20 protein-coding genes are annotated in these 20,425 nt (G+C 70.9%); 7 read left to right on the forward strand and 13 right to left on the reverse strand.

The window, feature by feature from the left end:
* The 4 genes from RIE32_09640 to coaE form a co-directional block, all read right to left on the reverse strand.
* Positions 1-333, reverse strand: coding sequence for a hypothetical protein (locus RIE32_09640; protein MEQ9096512.1), 333 nt, complete (start codon positions 331-333; stop codon positions 1-3).
* Positions 334-380: 47 nt separating this feature from the next.
* A complete protein-coding gene (locus RIE32_09645) occupies positions 381-830 on the reverse strand; it encodes a DUF6334 family protein (GenBank protein MEQ9096513.1) in 450 nt (149 codons plus the stop codon).
* 30 nt (positions 831-860) lie between these two features.
* The gene (gene rho / locus RIE32_09650; GenBank protein ID MEQ9096514.1) at positions 861-2,117 is read right to left on the reverse strand and encodes a transcription termination factor Rho; all 1,257 of its coding nucleotides are present in this window, start codon (positions 2,115-2,117) and stop codon (positions 861-863) included.
* Between the two features lie 574 nt (positions 2,118-2,691).
* Complete coding sequence (gene coaE, locus RIE32_09655; protein ID MEQ9096515.1) at positions 2,692-3,312, reverse strand: dephospho-CoA kinase; 621 nt, start codon at positions 3,310-3,312, stop codon at positions 2,692-2,694.
* Between the two features lie 285 nt (positions 3,313-3,597).
* On the opposite strand from coaE, the gene RIE32_09660 reads away from it, so the two are divergent.
* Both RIE32_09660 and RIE32_09665 read left to right on the forward strand, forming a co-directional pair.
* Positions 3,598-4,203 (forward strand): hypothetical protein, encoded by a 606-nt coding sequence (locus RIE32_09660; GenBank protein MEQ9096516.1) that lies wholly within the window; start codon positions 3,598-3,600, stop codon positions 4,201-4,203.
* 105 nt (positions 4,204-4,308) lie between these two features.
* Positions 4,309-4,797 carry a thioredoxin domain-containing protein gene (locus RIE32_09665; protein ID MEQ9096517.1) on the forward strand — a complete coding sequence of 163 codons (489 nt, stop codon included), beginning with the start codon at positions 4,309-4,311 and terminating at the stop codon, positions 4,795-4,797.
* 87 nt (positions 4,798-4,884) lie between these two features.
* Here the strand turns inward: RIE32_09665 and RIE32_09670 are convergent, their stop codons facing one another.
* Positions 4,885-5,535, reverse strand: a complete 651-nt coding sequence (locus RIE32_09670; protein MEQ9096518.1) for a hypothetical protein — start codon at positions 5,533-5,535, stop codon at positions 4,885-4,887.
* Between the two features lie 927 nt (positions 5,536-6,462).
* On the opposite strand from RIE32_09670, the gene RIE32_09675 reads away from it, so the two are divergent.
* Positions 6,463-6,699 (forward strand): hypothetical protein, encoded by a 237-nt coding sequence (locus tag RIE32_09675; GenBank protein ID MEQ9096519.1) that lies wholly within the window; start codon positions 6,463-6,465, stop codon positions 6,697-6,699.
* A gap of 60 nt (positions 6,700-6,759) precedes the next feature.
* Positions 6,760-7,455 carry a hypothetical protein gene (locus RIE32_09680; GenBank protein MEQ9096520.1) on the forward strand — a complete coding sequence of 232 codons (696 nt, stop codon included), beginning with the start codon at positions 6,760-6,762 and terminating at the stop codon, positions 7,453-7,455.
* A gap of 15 nt (positions 7,456-7,470) precedes the next feature.
* Here the strand turns inward: RIE32_09680 and RIE32_09685 are convergent, their stop codons facing one another.
* The 5 genes from RIE32_09685 to RIE32_09705 form a co-directional block, all read right to left on the reverse strand.
* Positions 7,471-9,159, reverse strand: a complete 1,689-nt coding sequence (locus RIE32_09685; protein ID MEQ9096521.1) for a dihydrolipoamide acetyltransferase family protein — start codon at positions 9,157-9,159, stop codon at positions 7,471-7,473.
* 75 nt (positions 9,160-9,234) lie between these two features.
* Positions 9,235-10,209: an alpha-ketoacid dehydrogenase subunit beta gene (locus tag RIE32_09690; protein MEQ9096522.1), complete on the reverse strand. Its 975-nt coding sequence runs from the start codon at positions 10,207-10,209 to the stop codon at positions 9,235-9,237.
* Positions 10,210-10,233: 24 nt separating this feature from the next.
* Positions 10,234-11,367, reverse strand: a complete 1,134-nt coding sequence (gene pdhA / locus RIE32_09695) for a pyruvate dehydrogenase (acetyl-transferring) E1 component subunit alpha (GenBank protein ID MEQ9096523.1) — start codon at positions 11,365-11,367, stop codon at positions 10,234-10,236.
* Between the two features lie 126 nt (positions 11,368-11,493).
* Positions 11,494-13,554, reverse strand: a complete 2,061-nt coding sequence (locus RIE32_09700; protein ID MEQ9096524.1) for an acyl-CoA dehydrogenase family protein — start codon at positions 13,552-13,554, stop codon at positions 11,494-11,496.
* A gap of 147 nt (positions 13,555-13,701) precedes the next feature.
* Positions 13,702-14,553, reverse strand: coding sequence for a hypothetical protein (locus RIE32_09705; GenBank protein ID MEQ9096525.1), 852 nt, complete (start codon positions 14,551-14,553; stop codon positions 13,702-13,704).
* 129 nt (positions 14,554-14,682) lie between these two features.
* On the opposite strand from RIE32_09705, the gene RIE32_09710 reads away from it, so the two are divergent.
* A complete protein-coding gene (locus RIE32_09710) occupies positions 14,683-15,114 on the forward strand; it encodes a hypothetical protein (GenBank protein ID MEQ9096526.1) in 432 nt (143 codons plus the stop codon).
* A 9-nt stretch (positions 15,115-15,123) separates the two neighbouring features.
* Here RIE32_09710 and RIE32_09715 read toward each other — a convergent pair whose 3' ends face one another.
* Positions 15,124-16,002, reverse strand: coding sequence for a hypothetical protein (locus RIE32_09715; GenBank protein ID MEQ9096527.1), 879 nt, complete (start codon positions 16,000-16,002; stop codon positions 15,124-15,126).
* A 318-nt stretch (positions 16,003-16,320) separates the two neighbouring features.
* Here RIE32_09715 and RIE32_09720 point away from each other — a divergent pair, with 318 nt between their 5' ends.
* Positions 16,321-16,998 carry a hypothetical protein gene (locus tag RIE32_09720; protein ID MEQ9096528.1) on the forward strand — a complete coding sequence of 226 codons (678 nt, stop codon included), beginning with the start codon at positions 16,321-16,323 and terminating at the stop codon, positions 16,996-16,998.
* A 48-nt stretch (positions 16,999-17,046) separates the two neighbouring features.
* On the opposite strand, the gene RIE32_09725 is transcribed toward RIE32_09720, so the two are convergent.
* Entirely contained in the window at positions 17,047-17,958 is a 912-nt protein-coding gene (locus RIE32_09725; protein MEQ9096529.1) for an enoyl-CoA hydratase/isomerase family protein, read from the reverse strand.
* 108 nt (positions 17,959-18,066) lie between these two features.
* Positions 18,067-18,948 (reverse strand): OmpA family protein, encoded by an 882-nt coding sequence (locus tag RIE32_09730; protein ID MEQ9096530.1) that lies wholly within the window; start codon positions 18,946-18,948, stop codon positions 18,067-18,069.
* A 225-nt stretch (positions 18,949-19,173) separates the two neighbouring features.
* Between RIE32_09730 and RIE32_09735 the strand changes: the two genes are divergently transcribed.
* Entirely contained in the window at positions 19,174-20,403 is a 1,230-nt protein-coding gene (locus RIE32_09735) for an amidohydrolase family protein (GenBank protein ID MEQ9096531.1), read from the forward strand.
* The last annotated feature ends 22 nt before the right edge of the window (positions 20,404-20,425 follow it).

Consider the following 20,425-nt stretch of genomic DNA (forward strand, 5'->3'; position numbering starts at 1 on the left):
TCAGAACCAGAGCGTCCAGGCCGTGGCCACGAAGCCGATGCAGAACAGGCATACCAGCGCCACCTCGACGATCCAGCCCAAGGTCCTGCTCGCCTTGGGGAACACCCTGTCGGCCACAAGGAACATGAACACGAAGGTCCCCATGGCCACCGCCGTCCAGCCTCCAAGGGCGGCCGGTACCGAGAACATCGGCCATCTGGGCCCCGCGCTAAACACCAGCCAGAGCCCAGCGACGACCAGCACCCCCGCCCACGCCGTGGCCACGAGGGCCAACGCCGCCGTGCTCAGGCGCCTGGGGGTGAGTACGGGGTGGCGGGGGCTGGGTTCGGGCATGGTGCTGCTTCGAGGGGACCATCCGAAACGTCCTTGCTCTCGGTCTGTCACTCCTGGTCGAGTTCGAGGACATCCGGTCTGGGCGTCCATTGCCGAGACAAGACCAGAGTCGGCACGAGCAGGTCTATGCCGCCGGTCGCCAAAAGCATAACGCGAGGCGTGTCTGCAAAGCTGTCCGAGAGGCACAGACCGTCGAAGTAACCCATGCTGTTCTGCATTCGCCAGCGAAACCGCAACTCTCGTCCGATCAGGAGATCCCACGGTTCCCGCTCGGTCATGTCCTGTATCTGAAAGCAGTCAGATTCGGCCAGCGTCGCGGTATCATGGGAATGGCGGAACAGCCGAAGCGTGACCGTCTCGTTGTCCAGAGAAACATGCCAGTCGGATCGATCTGTGCCGAGCAAGAGCGCGTGGATTTCGCCAACTTCGGCGTCCACCATGTGCTTCACGCTGCGAAGCACGAACGACTCGGACAGTTCGTCGGTCCAATCCCACATGGCTCTACCACAATCCTCGGGTCGCTCGACCTACCCCAACTGCATCGTCATCAAGAACTCCGCGTTCGTTTTCGTCTTCTTGAGCCGGTTCAGGATCAATTCCATGCCCTCGACGACGTTCATGTCGCTGAGGACCTTGCGAAGCTTGTAGGTCAGCTCGAGTTCCTTGGGGTCGAGCAGCAGTTCCTCGCGACGCGTGCCGCTGGAGCCGACGTCGATGGCGGGCCACACACGCTTCTCGACGAGCTTGCGGTCCAGGTGCAACTCGCTGTTGCCGGTGCCCTTGAACTCCTCGAAGATGACCTCGTCCATCTTGGAGCCGGTCTCGACCAGCGCGGTGCCGATGATGGTCAGGCTGCCGCCGTCCTCGATCGCGCGGGCGGCGCCGAAGAACTTCTTGGGGCGTTGCAGGGCGTTGGCGTCGATGCCGCCCGACATGATCTTGCCGCTGTGGGGCTGCTCGGCGTTGTACGCGCGGGCCATGCGGGTGATCGAGTCGAGCAGGATGACGACGTCGTCGCCGAACTCGACCATGCGCTTGGCCTTCTCGATGACCATGTCGCACACCTGCACGTGGCGATGGGCGGGCTCGTCGAAGGTGCTGGCGACGACCTCGACGTCTTCGCTGGTGTTGCGGCGGAAGTCGGTGACCTCCTCGGGCCGCTCGTCGACGAGCAGCACGATGATCTTCACCTTCGGGTGGTTCTTGGTGATGGCCTGGGTGATCTTCTGCATCAGCACCGTCTTGCCCGTGCGGGGCGGGGCGACGATCAGGGCGCGCTGGCCCTTGCCGATGGGCGCCACCAGGTCCATGATGCGCGTCTCGACCACCTCGGGCCCGGTCTCCAGGTTGAACCGCTCCTCGGGGTGCAGCGGCGTCAGGTCCTCGTACTGCTTGAGCTTGTGGGCGGCCGAGGGATCGCGGCCGTTGACCTCGTCGACGCGCAGCAGGGCGAAGTAACGCTCACTTTCCCTGGGCGGGCGGATCAGGCCGCGGACGACCATGCCCTTGCGCAGGCCGAAGCGGCGGATCTGGCTGGGGCTGACGTAGATGTCGTCGGGCCCGGGCAGGTAGCTCTGCTCTGCGGAGCGGAGGAAGCCGAAGCCGTCGGACATGATCTCCAGCGTGCCGTCACCGACGAGCAGGCCCTGGCTGGCGGCGCGGAGCTTGAGCAGCTTGAAGATCAGGTCCTGCTTGGTCAGGCCCTCGTAGTCTTCCAGGCCGTCCTTCTTGGCGAGCTTCTTCAACTTGTCCAGGTCCATCTTCTGGAGGTCGCTGATGCTCAGGGCTTCCTTGAGCGCCTTGGGGTCGGCCTTGGCGGCGATCTTCTCGATCTCGGCCGCCTCGCGCTCCAGTTCGTCGTCGCTGGGCAGGCCGTGGTCGAAGCTGCCCTGCCCGCCCGAGCCCTTGCGCTTGCGACGCTTGCGGCGTCCGCCGCCCTCGCTGTTGCCGTCGCGCCGTCCGCCGCCGGAACGCGATCGAGGCCGGTCGCCGCCGCCGCCGCCATCGCGGTCGCGGGTCTCGGCGGTCGCCGTTGCGGTGCTCTCGTCGCGGTCTTCACGCTTTTCGGCTGGCGGGGTCTTCGCCATGGCGTCCTCGCAGGATGTTGGATGGGAACCGGGCTTGCGGAGGGCTGGTGCCGTCACGAGCGGCGACACGGCCGGCCAGAATGCCGGCGTCCAGCCAGGATGGCGTGCCAATCGGTGGCCTGACGACGGCCAACTGACGAGGGGGGCGGGGCGACGCAACGCGTGCCCGACGATTCGCCCGGATTGGCAGGGGAAAGGGTCGCCACGGCTCGCGTGGCTGGCTAGACCATAGCCGGCCACGATGACCCGGGCAAACGGCCCGGGGTGTCGCTTAGGACCGCCCCGCGCCGCTGCGGATCGCCTCGAACGCCGCCCGCACGCGGGCCCTGAGGGCCTCCAGGTCGCCGTCGTTGACCACCACCCGATCGCTCCGCCGCCGCTTTTCGTCCAGGGGCATCTGGGCGGCCTCGCGGCGGGCCAGCTCGGCCTCGCTCCAGCCGCGACCGTCCGACACGCGCCTGAGCCTGAGGGCCCGGGGCGTATCCACGAAGATCACCGCGTCGCACTCGGCGTCCACGCCGGCCTCGAACAGCAGCGGGGCGTCGATGACCACGCCCGCCGCGCCGCGCCTGCGGGCCGCTTCCACCAGCCGCGCGCGCTCCTCGTGCAGCCTGGGGTGGACGATGCCCTCGAGCGTGCGCCGGCGCGCCTCGTCGGCGAAGACCGCGTCGGCGATGGCCCGGCGATCCGGACGCCCGTGCTCGTCCAGCACGCCCTGGCCGAACGCCTCGACGAGTTCCTTGACCACCTCGGGCCGCTCGAGCACGGCCCGCGCGCCGGCGTCCGAGTCGCTGACGATAAAGCCGAGCTCGCCCAGGATGGCCGCGACGACGCTCTTGCCGCTACCCACGCCGCCGGCCAGGCCCAGAATCATGAAATCACCCTTCGCCATGGGGAATAGTTGACACGCCCGCGCGGCTGGGGATCATTCTCCCCCGTCTTTTCCCAGGGCGGGCCCGAAAGGAACCGTGCGATGCAGGTGCTCTACACATCACGATTCGCCAAGGCCAGCGGGCCGGGCGGCATCGTGCGCGCCCTCGATTGGCGTCCGCTGGTTCTTCGCCTGGCCCACGGCTGAGGCCCACCCTTTCCCGTTCATCCCGATTCGTTCCGTTTCACTTTCTGCGATGCCGCGTGCGCGTTCGAGCCGAGCGCGTGCGTGGCGGGAGCGTGCATCATGACCGAGCACCAGCGTCCCCGCGCCGTCCCCGCCCGGGTCCCCGTGTCGTCCGCCCACGCCGTCGAGGGCGTCGTGCGCCTGCTCGCGCCCGAGGACGTGCGGCCCGGCCAGTTCGTGGCGGTCTTCGTGGTCCACCGCGAGGCCTTCCGCGTCGACGAGTGCACCGGGCAGATCGAGCGGCAGGGCGTCGCGGTCCTGCCCGAGGTGGCCCAGCACGAGTTCGGCCCGGCCCACCCCGGCGGGCCGGCGGGCACGCCGCTGCTGGTCGTCGCCGTCGCGCTGCCCTTCGTGGTCGTGCGCCGGCCGGCGATCGCCGTGGCGGCGCCGGTATCGGCCGACCCCGACGAGGGGCCGCCCGAGCCGGGCCCTTCGCCGGTCGCCACGCTCGACCTGCGCCAGGTCTCGCTGGCCGAGGTGGGCGAGGCCTACGCCCGGGCGTTCGCCAGCGCCCACGCGCCCCAGGGCGCGGGCGCACCGGCCGGGGCCGAGGGCGGCGAGGAAGGCGGCGATGGCGGGGGTCCGGACGAGTCCGGCCCGCCGGACGCCCCGGCCCCGCGCCGGGGCCTGGCGGCCCGCCTGCGCATGGCCCGGTGGCGGGAATAAACCCCCGGCGCGCCGTCCTCTCCCCGCTGGACGCCGCCGGGGGCCTCGCCATGGGGCGGGCGCCCCGCCGGGGGCGCGTTCCGCACACCCGCAGGAGACCCCGCCATGCCCAAGCCCGCCACTTCGACCCCCATCCGCACCGCCATCGCCACCGGCCTGCTGGCCGCCTCGCTCGCGCTCACCGCCTGCGCCATCACGGCCCCGGGCGACACCGCCGCCATGACCCCCGCCGACGCCCAGCGCCTGGCGAGCGCCGCCGACGGGGCCGAGGTGGTCGCCGTTGTCATGCGGGCGGACTGGTGCGGCCCGTGCAGGCAACTCGAGCCGAAGTTCGAGGAGGCCCTGGCCGCCCTGCCCGCCGGCCGCGTCCGCGTGATCGAGGCCGACTACACCGACCGGCGCGACCCGAGCGCCACGCAGACGCTCCAGGGCGCGGGCCTGGCGAGCCTGGCCGAGACCAACGGCGGGGCCACCGGCGTGGTCTACCTGCTGGACGCCGATTCGGGCGAGGTCCTGGGCCGGATCGCCGGCGGGGGCGCGAGCGTCGAGGAGATCCGCCGGACCCTCGACGACGCGCTGGCGCAGGCGGGCTGAGGCGCCGCGACGCGGGCGCACGCCAACCGCCGCGGCCCGAACGGGCGCCGCGGCGGGGCGATGGGGTTCGTGCGAAGCGCTCGCGACTTAGGCCGCCTGCTCCCCCGACTGGCTCCCGTTGCCCACGCCCAATTGGACGTTCTTCTCGGGGCCGTAGACCAGCTTGTCGGTCTGCTGGGCGTCGATGGCGTAGACGGCCTTGTCGATGCCAAAGGGCAGGCTCTCGTCCGTGAACACCTTGTCGGTGACGGTCGCGATGACCGTGAAGGCGTTCTCGTTGAGCAGCCGGCGCTTGACGATGTAGAAGGTCCCCCGCGGCCCCTTGCCCTTCCAGGTCAGGCGCACGCGCCCCTGGTCGAGCAGCTCGGCCTTGATGTCGCTGGGGACGTCGGGGGGTGGCGTCTCGCCGGGGCTCGCCTTGGGGCTCACCTGGGCGAGGACGTAGACCTGGGGGTCGTCGTCGACGGCCGCCTTGGTCTTGATCTTGAGGATCAGATCCCGCGCGAAGTCCATGGCCTGGTCGGCCTTGTCGTACCAGTTCTGGGTCGCCGCTTTCGAAGCGCTGCGCGCCGCATCCGCGGCCACCCTCGCTTCATCAGCAGCCCCCGCGAGGGCGACCAGCGCGGCCGGGTCGGTTAATTCGAGCCCGATCGCGGCGGCGTTTTCCTCCCAAGGTTCCAGTCGCGCGTTGATCCAATCCAATGCTTGCCCGCGCTCGGCGGGCATGTTCTTGCCCATGACGTATCTCCTGTCTTGGACGCTTTGGGCCCGACCAACCCGGCCGACGCCCACGAGACTCGGTGGCCGCGGGTCACACGCCCGGGGCCGAAAAGTTGATCGACGGTCTGGAGGGGCGACTTTGGTCCGAGATGGCCGGACCACGAAAGTGTTTTGCAAGTCGCTGCGCAGCAATCAGTTGCGCGCCGAATTTTTTCGGCGGTGGGGGGGCCGACGCCGCGGGATCAACCGTGCACGCCGCGAAACGGCGCCCCGAAGCAGTGGGATCGGCCGGCCGCCGGCGTGCCCGGGGCGTCCGATACCCATGCGCCGGAAGAGCTCCTGCGCCCATGGATGCTCTTCCGGCGCGCGTCGGAGCCCTCCCTGCGCCCATGGACGCTCTTCCGGCGCGCCTCGGAGCCCTTCCTGCGCCCATGGACGGCCTTCCTGCGCCCGCTACCGTCCCCCATGCGCCCCCGCCGCGAAGCGAAGCCGCCGCGACGACCACGCGTGCTCACGTGGCGGCTCGTTATTGTGTCGCTCGTCGTTGGGGGTGTACTGGCGGTGGGGAGCGTGCCGGTGGGGCTGATCGCGAACCATGTGGTCTGGAAGAATGCCTATCGCCACGAACCCATCGAGGTCCTGTTGTTCGATGGGCGTGTGATGACCGTGGACCGGACGCACCACGCCACGACAGACATGACGATCTACGGGAGCGTGGAGACCTCAAGGGCACGGCCTTCGTACGATCGAGGAACGTCCCCCAATCCGGTCCCCGCGGGCGTGGATCCTCGGCCGTGGTTCGCGCGAGCGTATCTTGATGAAGCGGACGGTGGCGTTCACTCGCTTCGCGCCGGCTGGCCGCTCAGGTGTGCTCGGGCGCTTGCGTTTAAGCCGATGGACGGTCCGCTTGCGAACCCCCTCGCGCGCCAACCGGTGGAGTCTGGTGTGTGGCGTTTCTCCGCGCTCGGCCGCAGGTGGATTGTCCCACTCCTGCCAATCTGGCCCGGCCTGCTGGGCAATGCGATCTTCTATGCGCTCTTTGTGCTGATGCCCGTTGTGCTGTGGCGCGGGCCCAAGCTCCGCCGCCGCGCGCGGCGTGGCCTGTGCCTGGCGTGCGGGTACGAGCTGGGCGAGGGCGTCGACGCGTGCCCCGAGTGCGGGCTGGCGCGGGCGGCGTCCTGACGAGCCCGCCGCGTGCTCATCGGCCACACCCCGCCACGGCCCGGCCCGCTACCGTCCCCCATGCGCCCCCGCCGCGAAGCCAAGCCGCCGCGAAGGCCACGTGTGCTCACGTGGCGGCTGGTGATCGTGTCGCTGGTGGTTGGGGTGGTGCTGGCGGTGGTCAGCGTGCCGGTGGGGGCGGTCGCCGGGCGCGTGCACCAGGCGTGGCAGTCGGGCTGGCCGCCGCCCGATTGGCAGGGCGAGATCGACCGGCGCGACCACGTCGTGTTCATCGCACGCTACGAGTGGATCGGCTGGACGATGACCGGCTCCGAACTCGTCCCCACGCCGCTCAATCCCGCGTGGGAGGACTCGCGCTCGCGATGGATCGAGCCGCGCGAGGACCCGCGCCCGCCGTTCGCGCGCACGGGCCTTGCCGGCCGGGAAGGATCGGTGTACCACTTCTCGGCCGGATGGCCGACGGCCGCCGCGGCGGGCCGCGAGGTCATCGAGCCGGCCACCGGGCTGCGGCGCGAGCGGCTCGCGCTCATCACGGTGCGCGGCCAGTTCGTCCGCCTGCCGCTGCGCCCGATCTGGCTTGGGCTTGGCGCCAACGCGCTCTTCTTCGCCCTGCTCGTGCTCGTTCTCACGTGCCTGCTGCGCGCCCGCCGCATCCGCCGCCGCGCGGGGCGTGGGTTGTGCCTCGCCTGCGGGTACGAGCTGGGCGAGGGCGTCGACGCGTGCCCCGAGTGCGGGCTGGCGCGGGCGGGGGCGTGAGCGTCGCGATCGGCGTCAGCGGAGCTCGCCGGGCTCCTGGAGCAACTTGACGATCTCGGCCAGGCACAGCGCCGCCGTCGCGCCGTCGACGACCCTGTGGTCGCAGGCCAGGCTCAGGGGCATCTTCTTGCCAACGACCGCCTGGCCATCACGCACGACCACGGCGTCGTAGACCTTGCCGACGGCGAGGATGCCGACCTCGGGCGCATTAATCACCGGCGTGGCGAACATGCCCGCGTGGCTGCCGACGTTGGAGATGGTGAACGTGCTGCCCGAGAGATCCTCACGCGCGGCGGTGCGCTGGCGGGCGCCGTTGGCGGCGTTGGCGATCGCATCCGACATGCTGGAAACGTCGAGCGCATCGGCATCGCGGATGACGGGGACCATGAGCCCCGCGTCGGTGTCCGTTGCGATGCCCAGGTGCACGGCGTGGTGCTCGACGATCTCCTGATTGTCCTGCTGGCCCTCAACCCGAGCGTTGAGCGCCCCGAAGCGGCCGCCCGCGCGCGGCGCGATGGCCCGGCACACCGCCGCGGCGACGAAGGGCAGGAAGCTGAGCTTCTTTGACCCAGAGGTCCCCGCCTCGGCGAACTGGCGGCGGAGGGCATCCAGGTCGGTGACGTCCGCCTCGTCCATCACCGTGAAGTGCACGGCGGTGTCGACGCTCTCGCGCAGCTTGCTGGCGATCGTGCGCCGCACGCCGCGGAAGGCCGTCGACGCGTCGCCCGAACCGGCCTTGCTCTGCTGGGCGGGGTCGGGAATGGGCCGGTGGCTGGCGGGCACGTAGCCGGGGGCCATGGGGACCCCGCCGGAGCCGCCCATGCCGCCCATCATGCCGGGCATGCCCCAGGGCATCATCATGGGCACGGGCATCATCATCATGGGCATGCCGTATGGCATCCCCATCTGCTGGGGCATGCCGTAGCCCATCTGCTGCTGGTACTGCTGCTGGTACTGGGGCTGGTATTGGGCCTGCTGGTATTGCGGCTGCTGGAACTGCTGCTGCGGTTGCGCCTGCGGGCGCGGCATGGGCTTGCGCGTGGTGCCCGCGTCCTGCGTGCCGCCCTGGCGGGGCTGGCTGGCGGGCTTCTGCGGCGCGCCGCCGGCGGCCCCGCCCGACTCGGCGAACTTCTTGAGGTCCTTCTCCAGCACGCGGCCGCCCATGCCCGAGCCGGGCACCTGGTTGATGTCGATGCCCATCTCGCGGGCCCTGCGACGCACCACCGGCGTGGCGAGCGCCTTGCCCTCCTGGCGCGTCATGCCGGGCATGTCGCCGGACATCTTGCCGACCACCGTGCCCGCGTCCTCGCGCGCGGCGGCCGAGTCGGGGGCGTCGGGCGTGTCGGGCGCCGCCGCGGCGCGCTCGGTGCGGCTGGGCTTCTTGCTGGACTGGCCGCTGTCCTGGCTACCGGTCTGGCTGCCGGGCGCCGCGCCGTTGCTCGCGGCCCCGCCCTCGAAGCTGACGAAGGGCTCGCCCACCTTCATGACGTCGCCATCCTTGCCGTGCAGCGTCTTGATGGTGCCGGCGCGGGGACTGGGGATCTCGGTGAGGGCCTTGTCGGTCTCCACCTCGGCCAGGCTCTGCTGCTCTTCGACGGTGTCGCCCTCCTTGACCAGCCACTTGATGACCTCGGCCTCTTGCAGGCCCTCGCCGATGTCCGGGAGGAGGAAGACGTTGGGATCGGAAGAGACTTTGCCGGCCATGGGAATCCTCGGTTGGTCTGCGGACGGTTCGGCGAGCGGGGCGTGTTGTTGGACGGGGCGGGCGGTCGAGTGAGCCTAGTAGGCCAGCACCTGCTCGATGGCTTCCTTGATGCGCGGGGCCTCGGGCAGGTAGTGGTTCTCGAGCTTGTAATACGGCATGACGGTATCGAAGCCGGTCACGCGCTGCACGGGGGCTTCCAGGTGCAGGAAGCACTTCTCTTGCAGGATGGTCGCGATCTCGGCGCCCATGCCCGCCGTGCGCGCCGCCTCGTGGGCGATGACGCAGCGGCCGGTCTTCATGACGCTCTCGACGATCGTGTCCTCGTCCATCGGGTAGATGGTGCGCATGTCGATGAGTTCGACGCTGACGTCCTCGGGCAGTTCGTCGAGGGCGGCCAATGCCTGGAAGACAGTCGCGCCCCAGGTGATGACCGTGACGTCGTCGCCCTCGCTGACGATCTTGGCCTTGCCGATCTCGACGGTGTAGTCGTCCTCGGGGACCTCTTCCTTGTAGCTGCGGTACACGCGCTTGGGCTCGAAGAACATCACCGGGTCGGGGTCGCGGATGGCCGCCAGCAGCAGGCCCTTGGCGTCGTACGGCGTGCTGGGCATGACGACCTTGAGACCCACGTGGTGGCTGTAGATCGCCTCGGGGCTGTCGCTGTGCAGCTCGGGCGCGTGGATGCCGCCGCCAACCGGCACGCGCACGGTCATGGGCACCGTCACGGCGCCACGCGTCCGCGTGCGCATGCGCCCGGCGTGGTGCACGATCTGGTCGTACGCCGGCCCGAGGAAGCCCTCGAACTGGATCTCGGGAACGGGCCGCATGCCGTTGATGGCAAGGCCGATCGAGGTTCCGAGGATGCCCGATTCGGCCAGCGGCGTGTCGACGACGCGGTCCTCCCCGAAGCGCTTCTGCAGGCCGTCGGTCACGCGGAAGACGCCGCCGTTGAGGCCGACGTCTTCGCCCAAGATCATGACGCGATCGTCGCGCTCCATCTCCTGGGCGAGGGCGAGGTTGATGGCCTGGACGAGGTTGAGTTCAGCCATGGTCGATAGTTCCTTCGTCGTCTCTTAGTGCGCCGCGCGAGCGCCAAGCCCGGCCTGCTCGGGGTCCTGGCCCAGCGAAGTGGTCCGCATCGTGTCACGCTGCACGCGCAGGCTCTCGGGGAGTTCCTCGAACGTGTAGTCGAAGATGTCGGTGATGTCGGGCTTGGGCATCTCCTCGGCGGTCTTGACCACCTCCTGCACGATGGCCTTGGCCTTGGCCTCGAGCGCCTCCTGCTGCTCGTCGGTCCACAGGTCCTTGCTCTCGAGATATTTGCGCAGGCGAATCAGTGGGTCCTTGGCCTTCCACGCGTCCAGGTCCTTGGGGTCGCGGTACCTCGATGCATCGTCGGCGGTGGTGTGGTCGGCCAGGCGATACGTGACGGCTTCGATGAACGACGGCCCCTCGCCCTTGCGGGCCCGCTCGTGGGCCTGGCGCGTGGCGGCATACATGGCGAACAGGTCGTTGCCGTCGACCTGGATCGTCGGCATGCCGTAGGCCAGCGCCTTCTGGGCAAAGGTCTCCGAGGCCGTCTGCTTCTCGCGAGGCACGCTGATGGCCCACGAGTTGTTCTGGCAGATGAAGATGCACGGGACCTTCAGGACGCCCGCGAAGTTGGCCGCCTCGTGGAAGTCGCCCTCGCTCGTCGCGCCGTCGCCGAAGTAGGTCAGCGCGACGCTGTCTTCCTTGCGGATCTTGGCGGCCCAGGCGATGCCCGTGGCGTGCAGCATGTGGGTGCCGATGGGCACGCTCAGCGGGGTGATCTTCACGCCCTCGGGAATCTTGCTGCCCCGCTCGTCGCCCATCCAATAGGTCAACACGTAGTGCATGGGCAGCCCATGCATGAAGAGCGCTGCGTTCTCGCGGTAGGCCGAGACCAGCCAATCCTGGCCCTTGCGGGCGGCCAGGGCGCTGCCGATGGCGACGGCCTCCTGGCCCTTGTTCTGGGGGAACGTGCCCATGCGGCCGGAGCGTTGCAGCTTGAAGGCCACCTCGTCGTACTGGCGGCAGATGGTCATGTGCTCGTAGGACTGCTGGACCTGCTCGTCGCTGAGCAGGTGCTTGCCCTGCTCCTTGGCGAGCTTGGCGTCGAGCTTGCCGTTCTCGTCGAGGATCTGCAGGTGCTCGATCTGGGTCTTGTAGGCGACCTTGCGGGGCATGGGGCCTCCCTCTCGCAGGTGGGGCGGTCAATACGGACGATGGGCCGGGCGCACCATAGCCGTCGGCCCGGGATCGGGTCGGCGGCACGGTTCGTGCTCCGCCGGAGATGCGTCGAACGACAGAGTTTAGGTCGCCGCGCCGGCGTGGGCCTCCAGCCCGATCTTCTGCGCGGCGTTGTCGCCGGGGAACTGCTTGATGGCGTCCTGGTTGACGCTGCGGCCCTCGCCCTTCTGATCGGTCGGCGTGCGTTCGGGGATGATGAACCGCTCGGTGGGCAGCGTGGCGTTGTGGGCCAGCGCCGCGTCGGCCGCCTTGAACAGCGTGTCGTCCGCGTTCTCGTACAGCTCGCGCCAGTTGGCCTGGATCCACGTCTCGGCCAGATCGAAGAAGTGCATCGCCGCGGCCTTGTTGCGCTCCATCTCCGGGCCGGTCAGCCCATCGCGGATGTCCTTGTCAAGGCGGCTGAGCGTGCAGCCGAAGGCGTGCAGGTAGATCGCGTTGAGGGCAAGCCGCGCCTGGGGCACCTGGCGGCTGACGAGTTCGGCGTCGTAGCGCTTCGAGGTGATCTTGAACTGGTGGCTGTGCTCGCGGATGAGCTTGGCCAGCCGATCGGCCTGGGGCCTCAGGCTCGCGTGCACCTTGGTGATGCTCGGGGCCTTTGGCCGGATGCCAAGGAAGACCTGCGCCCCCAGCGGCACGGCGGCCTTGAGGGTCTTGGGCTGCAGCAGGTTGGGGATGATGCGAGACAGGTTCTGGCCGAAGCTCTCGTCCTTGTCCCAGTCGACCTTGAGCTTGACGCCCAGCATGGCCTCGCCGAGCTGCTTGCCGCCGTAGCCGAAGATGAACGACCACATCAGGTCGTTGGAGCCTTCGACGATGATGTTGATGCGGCTGTCGCGGAAGATGCGCTCGACCTCGTTCTCGGTCATGTAGCTTTCGCCGCCCATGATCTGGACGGCGTCGTTGACCGCGCGCCAGCCCATCTCCGAGCAGAAGACCTTGCAGATGGCCGTCTCGACCATGATGTCTTCATCGTGGCGGTCGAGCATGCCGGTGGTCATGTAGAGCACCGAGTCCATCGCGTATGTCAGCGCCGCCATGTGGGCGATGCGCTGCTTGACCAGATCCTTGTCGGCCAGCGGCGCCTTGAACTGGTAGCGCGTCTGGCTCCAGCGGATGGCCTGGTCCATCGCGCGCTTCGCGCCGCCCAGCATGCCGGCGCTGAGCGTGCAACGCCCGTAGTTCAGGCAGGTCAGCGCCACGTTCAGGCCGCGGCCCTCCTTATGGAGCAGGTGGGCCTTGGGCACCTTGACGTCCTTGAAGCGGATGCGGGCCTGCCACGTGCCACGGATGCCGCACTTGCTGCGGTTCTTCTGGTAGATGTCCACGCCCGGCATGTCCGGGTGGCAGACGAGCGCCGTCACCTTGTCCTTGCCGTCGATGTTCTGCTTGCACATGACGGTGAACAGGCCGGCGATCGCGCCGCTGGTGGCCCACTTCTTCTCGCCGTTCAAGATGTAGTACTCGCCGTCCTCGGAGACCTCGCAGCGGGTCTCCTGGCCGCCCGCATCACAACCAACATTGGGCTCGCTCAGGCAGAACGCGCTGACCCACTCCTTGGCCAGCTTGGGCAGCCACTTGGCCTTCTGCTCCTCGGTGCCGAACAGCATGACCGCCTTGCAGCCGATCGACTGGTGGGCGCTCACGAGCACGGCCGTGCTGCCGCAGTACTTGCCGATGGTCTCCAGCACGCGGTTGTACGCCGTGATGCCCATGCCCAGCCCGCCATACTCCTTGGGGATGGTCATGCCCAGGACGCCCAGGTCAAAGAGCTTGTCGATCACCCAGCGGGGGATCTCCTGCTCCTGGTCGATCTGGATGCTGGGGTGCTCGGTGCGCAGGTAGTGCTCGAGCTTCTCGACCAGCGCGTCGCACGCCTTCCTCGCCTCGTCCGACGGCTGGGGGTAGGGCAGCATGAGGTCTTCGCGGAAGCGGCCCCAGAAGAGGTTCTTGGCAAAGCCCATCGACTCGGGCTCGGCGCCCAGCAGCTCCTCGGCCTCCTCGAGCAGCTTGCGGTCGGCCTCGGAAACGCCCTTCATGTTCTTCAGGTCGGCCATCGTGTCGAGCTCCTTGGTCGCGGCGCCGGGCACGCCCTGGCGGGCATCCGGACGGATGCCGTCGGCCATCGGGCCTACCGGACCCAACGCCTGCTGCCCGCAGCGGTGCGTGCGTGTCTGAACCGCATTATTGAGGCAAAACCCACCCCGGGCGAGCGTCCGCGGTCTGGTTTCGGAAGGCCACCGGATGGTGGGGGAAAGCACGCACCCGCGGCCTCACGCCGGGTCCGGACCGGTCATGCGGCCCAGCAGGGCGTCCACGACCGCCCGCGCCCGCGCCAGCCGAACGGCCAGGGCCGTCGCCGGGCCCAGCAGGGCCGCCGAGCAGGCGACCAGGGCCAGCGGCCGCCCCAGATCGACGAACATGCTCCCCGCCGCCACCACCGCCAGCACGGCCAGGGCGAAGCCCCAGCCGGGCAACAGCCCGCGGCCCACGCCCGGCATGCCCGCCCGCCCCAGGATGGCCCCGGCGTAGGCCATCGCCTCGATGGACGCCCAGCCCAGCCCGCCCACGGCCAGGATCGCCGTCGTGGCGCCGTACGCCGGCCCCAGGCTCTGGCCGGTCAGGAACCCCGCGGCGATGAACAGCAGCGCCATGACCAGCCCCGCCATCCCGATGCCCGCCCCCCAGCGCAGGCGGCGGCGCAGGGCGGCCCCGGGGCTGCGGGCGTCGTTTGGGTGGCGGCGCAGCGCCTGCCAGGCATAGAGCACGAACAACGGCAGCGGCACGAGCCCGGCGATCGCCAGCAGCCCCAGGAACATCGCCGTGGCCGCCACCGCGCCGCCGTGGGGCTCCAGGGCCGCGCCAAGCCCGCCCACGGCGGCCGAGGCCAGCACGACCCAGGCGGCCATGGTCGCCCAGTTGAGCATGCGAAGCTCGTCCTGCACGTGCTCGACGTACGGCCGCGCGCACCGGCGCAGGTCCCACACGGGCCAGCTCGCGGGGACATCGAGCCCGCACTCGGGGCACACGCCCCCGCGCGGCAGCCCGGCCAGCTCATAGCCGCACCCCGCGCAGGCGACGCCGGCGGGGATGGTCGCTTCGGCCTGGCGGTCATGGTCGGCCATCGGGTGATCGTTGGCGCACGCGGCCCGGCGCGGGTCGCACGCGAAGGATGCGAAGGGCGCGGAGGTGCGACCAAGCGAGCCCCCCGCGCGAGCGGGATGAATGGCCGCCCGGTCGCACTACGCTTGCCCATGCCCGCCACGCCTCCCCCACGCCTGCACGCCTGGCTCCAGAGGGAAGCGCGACGACTCAGTATTGATTCCGAGCTGCCATCGGCGGTTCGCAGGCCCATGCGATTGGCCATGGGGCTCGCGCTGGGTGTCATCCTCGTCCCGGTGAGCTTCATCGCGCTCGACGGCTTTGGCCTGAACGACCTGATTCCCAACGGCCTGCTGTTCCCGATCGTCTGGCTCTGCCTCGCGTGCGTCTACCTGTGCCATCGCTCGGCGAAACGCGCCCTCCGCCGCGCCGCCGCCCACGACCACCTGCTCTGCCCCGACTGCCTCTACGACCTGCGCAACCTCGACGCCACCGGAACCTGCCCCGAGTGCGGCCGGGCGTCCGAGCACGACGCCGTGCGAGCGCAGTGGGTGGATGCAGAGCGCCGCCTGATCCGGAAATAGCACGGGCGCTCACGCGGGCTTTGCGATCAATCCATCGAGCACGCGTTGAGCCCGCCCGCAACGCAGGGCCACGCCCCCGGCCGCCAGCGCCACGCCCAGCAGCGTTGCCGCGACCACCCACGCCCAGTGCACCACGCTGAACGCGGCGAATGGCACGAGGGCTAGGCCCGCCAGCGGAAGCACGCCCGGGGCCTCTTCGAGCATCGCCCGCCGCGCCCGGACGCCCGCGCGACCGAGGGTCTGGAGCGCATACGCCAGGACGTACACGTGCACGATCAGCCCACCACTCAACCATGCCGTCGCGCCAACGATGGCGAACAGCAGCCCGAGATCCTCCGATGCAACCGAGGCCAGCGGGGCGACCAGGACCGCCGCCAGCGTGCCCGCGCCCAGCAGCGCAGCGCCGACGAGCACGGCCTTGCGCGTCGCCGCGCCCGGCAGCACCGCCCGATTGGGGTCGCGTCGCAGCCGGCGCTCCAGGCCCGCGCACGACGCGAGCATGCCGATGGACGAACCGAAGACCACCAGCGCGCCCACCGCGCCGACCTGCTCGCCCATGCCCCACGGACCCGGCATCGTCTGGGCCCACGCCACGATGGCCCCCGACAGCGCCAGGATGCCCCAGCACCCGGCGACGTGCCGGATCGCACCGAGCTCGCCACGAACGCGCTCGACGTACGCCCGATGGCACGCCCGCAGGTCCCACGCCGGCCAGCTCGCCGCGATCGCCAGCCCGCACTCGGGGCATACGCCCCCGGCGTCGAGTCCGGCCAGGTCGTACGTGCATTGATAGCACAGCACCCCCGCGCCCAGCGGCTCGGCGTCGGGGCCCAACCGCGCCGCGGCGGGGTCCAGCGGCTGGCCATCGGCATGCTCGGGCGGCGCCATCGCGGCATCGTTGGCCCGCGGCGGGCCGCCGGGGCCCGGGCGGGCGTGCTGGCGGGCCCCGGGCGGGCGTCCGGGGCCTCGGGGACCGGTCCTGAGGCCTGCGAGATCGATCCCGGGCCGCTCGTCCTCGATCTCGGGGGCCCTGTGATCGGTCCGGCGGCCCGCGGGATCGGTCCGGAAATCTCGGGGATTGGTCTCAAGTGGCCCGTCCGCATGCCCGAAGAACATCAGGGGGCCATCGGAGCGTCCGATGGCCCGCTCGCATCCCCCCGCCGGCCCGCCCCACGCGGCGGCCGGGCCAGCCAGCGGAGCCCGTCCATGGCCAAGACCATCACCAGCAGCAAGCGACGCACCGTCGAGTTCCTGGGATCCCGGCTGGGGCCGTGGGCCCAGCACGCCGGGCTGCTGCACTTTTCCGATGAGGACCTGGCCGAGATCACCGCCGCCTACCAGGCCGCCCGCGAGGCGCTCCGGCAGGCCGAGCTGGCCCGCGAGAAGGCCATCGCCGCCACCGCCCGCTTCGACGCCCTGGGCGAAAGGGCCGAGGCGGTGGCCCGCAAGGCCGTCCGCCGCATCCGCTTCACCGCCAGCGCGAGCGAGGACCCCGCGGGCGTCTACGCCGCCGGCCGCATCGACCCGCCCGAGAAGCCCGGGCCCAAGAAGACCACGCCCACCCCGGCCGTGCCCAGCCAGCTGACGGTCTCGCTCGACACGCAGGGACGGGCGGTCGTTGGCTTCGCGGCCAGCCGCCGGGGCGGGGCGGCCTTCGAGATCGAGCGCCAGGTGGAGGACGTCGGCCCCCATGGCCGGCGGCGCACCGGCCCGTGGGAGCGCGCGGGCGTGACGCTGGAGCGGCCCTTCGTCGACGAGGCGACGCCCCGCGGCGTGGCGACGATCTGGTACCGCGTGCGGGCCGTCCGCCCGGGGGCCGCCAGCGCCTGGAGCGCCCCGGCGGGCCTGCCGATGGGCGTCGAGATGCGATGCCGGTCGGCGTGAGGGCCCCCGGCTCGCACCGGCCGCGCCCTGCGCTCCCCGCCCGCCGGTCTACTTGCTCTTATTGAAGAACTTCTCGATGGCCTCGCGCCCCGCCGGCTCGTGGCGCAGGCGCACCAGGTGCTGGCGTTCGCACTTCAGCGCGGCGGGCCAGCCGCCGCCGGTCTGGCCGAAGGGCTCGGTGATCTCGCCCTGGGGCGTGCCCAGGCCCACGGCGACCGCCTCGGCCACGGCGCGGGCGGCGCCGGTGTCGGGCAGGGAATCCTCGACGGCCTGGAGCGCCTCGCGCACGGGCTCGGGGTTGCGGCCGATCCACTTCAGGGGCGCGCCGTCGCGGGTGGGGGCCGGGCCCTGGCCGCGGATCCAGTCGGCGGCGAGCTGTCGCAGGCCGGCGGCCTCCTGGGCGATCAGGTCGAAGAGGCCGGCGTCGGCGGCGTCGGGGTAGGGCAAGGGGGCGCCGGCGGCGGTCTTCTCGATGGCGACGGCCGGCGTCATGCGGGCGGGCAGCAGGTTCGTGCCGCCCCAGCCCGGGCAGATGCCAAGGCCGGCCTCGGGCAGGCCCACGGGGTAGGGCTTGCCGCCCGGGGCCCCGATGAGCCCGTCGCAGTGCATGGCCAGTTCGAGCCCGCCGCCGAGGGCGGCGCCGTTAATGGCCGCGGCCGTCCACAGGGGCATCTGGTGCAGGCGGGCGAAGACGGACGCCCCGAACTCCAGGTACGCCATCAGGTCGGCGTCCGAGAGGTCCCGCACGGCCTTGAGGTCGGCCCCGGCGACGAAGACCTTCTCCGACGCGCTGGCCAGGACCACGCCGGCGACGCCGTCCAGGTCGAGACTGGCCAGGGTGGCGTCCAGGGCCTCGAGCAGCGGCTTGTCGAGCACGACGACGGGGGAATCTTGCGTGAGCTCGACGATGAGGACGGGCTGGCCGCGGTCGTCGGTGTGGACGGGCAGGGGGGTGGTCATGGGCAGGGCCTCCGAGGGGTGGTCCGGCGAGTCTACGCCCGGCGCACGAAAAAGCCCGGGCGGGTGCCCGGGCGTGGCGATCGGCTGGCTGATCGGTTCGGCGACGGCTTACTTATCGATCGGGCCGCGGCCGCTGGTGCCGCGGGCGTCGTCGATGGGGGCGTCGACGCTGCCGGGGACGGTCGCGAAGTCGACCTGCATGCCGCCGGTGCTGGGGCGGATGAAGATCTCCACGCGGCGGTTCTGGGGCGTGTTGCCGCTGGAGGTGTTGGGCACCAGCGGGCGGTGCTCGCCCCAGCCGCTGGCCTGGATCTGGCTGGCGGGCAGGCCCATGGTCACCAGCTCGCGCCGCACCGAGATGGCCCGGTGGGCGGCCAGGTGCATGTTGCTGGGGTGCCGCGTGGCGGTGCCGCTGCTGATGGGCTGGCTGTCGGTGTGGCCGACGATCTCCAGCTCGTAACCGCGGGCCTCGGGGGCCTTGAGGATGGTGGCCAGGTCCTGGAGGCTCTGGCGGCCCTCGGCCGTCACGGCGTCGCTGCCGCTGGCGAAGGTCAGGTCGCTGCTGAAGCGGAGCATGCCGCGGTCGGGGTCGTAGACGATGCGGCCGGCGTACTTGCGGGCCAGCTCGCGCAGGGCCTGGTCGGTGCGGCGGTCCAGGGTCATCAGGGCGACGTTGTCGACCTGCTCGCCCAGGCGCAGGAGCTGGTCCTCCATGCGGGCGAGGTCGTCCTGGGCGCCCGCCAGGGCCTGGTTGGCCTGGCTGGCGGCGGCCTCGGCCTGCTGACGCAGGCGGCGCTCGTTCTCGAGCTGGCCGTCGTAGCTGCCGCTCTGCTGCTCGAGCTGGGCGAGCTGGTCGCGGAGCATGCGGTTGTCGCGCTCGGCCGCGTCGAAGCGGCTCTGGCTGACGCAGCCGCCCAGGGTGGACAGGGCGATGCCGCCCATCGTGAGCAGGGCGAGCGGACGGGTGGTCTTCTTCAAGCTGCCGGTCATCTGGATCCTCCGTGCTGGTCCGGTCATTGGCCCGGTCATTGGCCCGGTCCTTCCTGGGCGAACGTGGTCGTTGGGCGTGCGACGCCTCTGGTAGTATCGGAGTGCGTGCACGAACCCCATCACACAAGCCGTCAGACGCACCGGCATCCGCCGGCCTCCGCCGATGATGCCCGGTCCGCGGCCTCACGATATGCCGCGCCCGACGCGCCGGGCCGGGTTTTCTCGGTGCGATGCGCAGGAATTGCCGACGCCCGCGGCACGGTGCGCGCAAGCGACAGCCTGCTCGTGCAAGCGACAGGCCGCTACGCCCGCCGCGTGCTGGCAATCGGCACGCAGGAGGAGGTCCGGACCCATCCCGCTTTTGCCGCCGCCGAGCCGGTCGATTGGCCCGACCGCGTCGTCGCGCCCGCCCTGGTCAACGCCCACGCCCACCTGGACCTGACCCACATCGGCCCTCAGCCCATGGGTGAGGGCGGCTTCGCGTCGTGGATCGACATGGTCCGCCGCGGCCGCCACACGCACGAGGCCGACATCGCCGCCAGCGTGCGCGCCGGGATCGACCTGCTGCTCAGGGGCGGCTCGGTGGCGGTGGGGGACATCGCCGGCTCGGTGGGCGGCGCTCCCTCGCTGGCGCCCGCTCGGGCGCTCGATTCGGCGGGTTTGTCGGGCGTCTCGTTCCTGGAGTTCTTCGCGCTCTCGCCCGACGGCTCGCCGGGGCTCGACCGCGCCCTGGAACAGATGAACGCCTGCACGCCGACGAGCATGTGTCTGGGCCTGGAGCCCCATGCACCCTACTCGGCGTCGCTGGGGGCATACGAGCGAGCCGGGGCGACCGGGGCGCCGATCTGCACGCACCTGGCCGAGAGCATGGCCGAGCGGGAACTGATCGCCCGCGGCGTGGGCCCCATCGCGGCGATGCTCGATGGGCTGGGGCTCTGGTCGAGCGACGTCGCGGCCAGCTTCGGGCAGGGCCTCAGCCCGGTGGCCCACCTGCGGAGCGTGCTGGACGGCGTGCTGGCGGTGCACCTGAACGATCTCAACGACGCCGACGTGGCGCTCCTGGCCGAGAGCGGGGCGCGTGTGGCGTACTGCCCGCGGGCGTCGACCTACTTCGGCGCGCCCGAGGCATTCGGGCCGCATCGCTATCGCGACCTCCTGGCGGCGGGCGTGCCCGTGGCCCTTGGGACCGATTCGATCATCAACCTGCCTGCCGAGAGCATCGAAGGGCGTGGAATCTGCGTGCTGGACGAGGCCAGGCTGCTGCTTGAGCGCGACGGCGTGGCGCCCGAGGTGCTGGCCGCCATGCTCTACCGTCATGCTCCGGTCGCGCTTGGCCTGCCCGAGCAGGTCTTCAAGGCTGGCGCCGAGGTCCTCGGCCTGATCAGCGTCGAGTCGGATGGGGGAGATGCCGCACGCGCGTTGGTGGCCTCCCGGGGCGGCGTGGCGCTGGCGTAAGCGTTCCTGTGCGAGTGGAGTT

Source organism: Phycisphaerales bacterium (assembly GCA_040221175.1).
Classification (GTDB): Bacteria; Planctomycetota; Phycisphaerae; order Phycisphaerales; family UBA1924; genus JAHCJI01.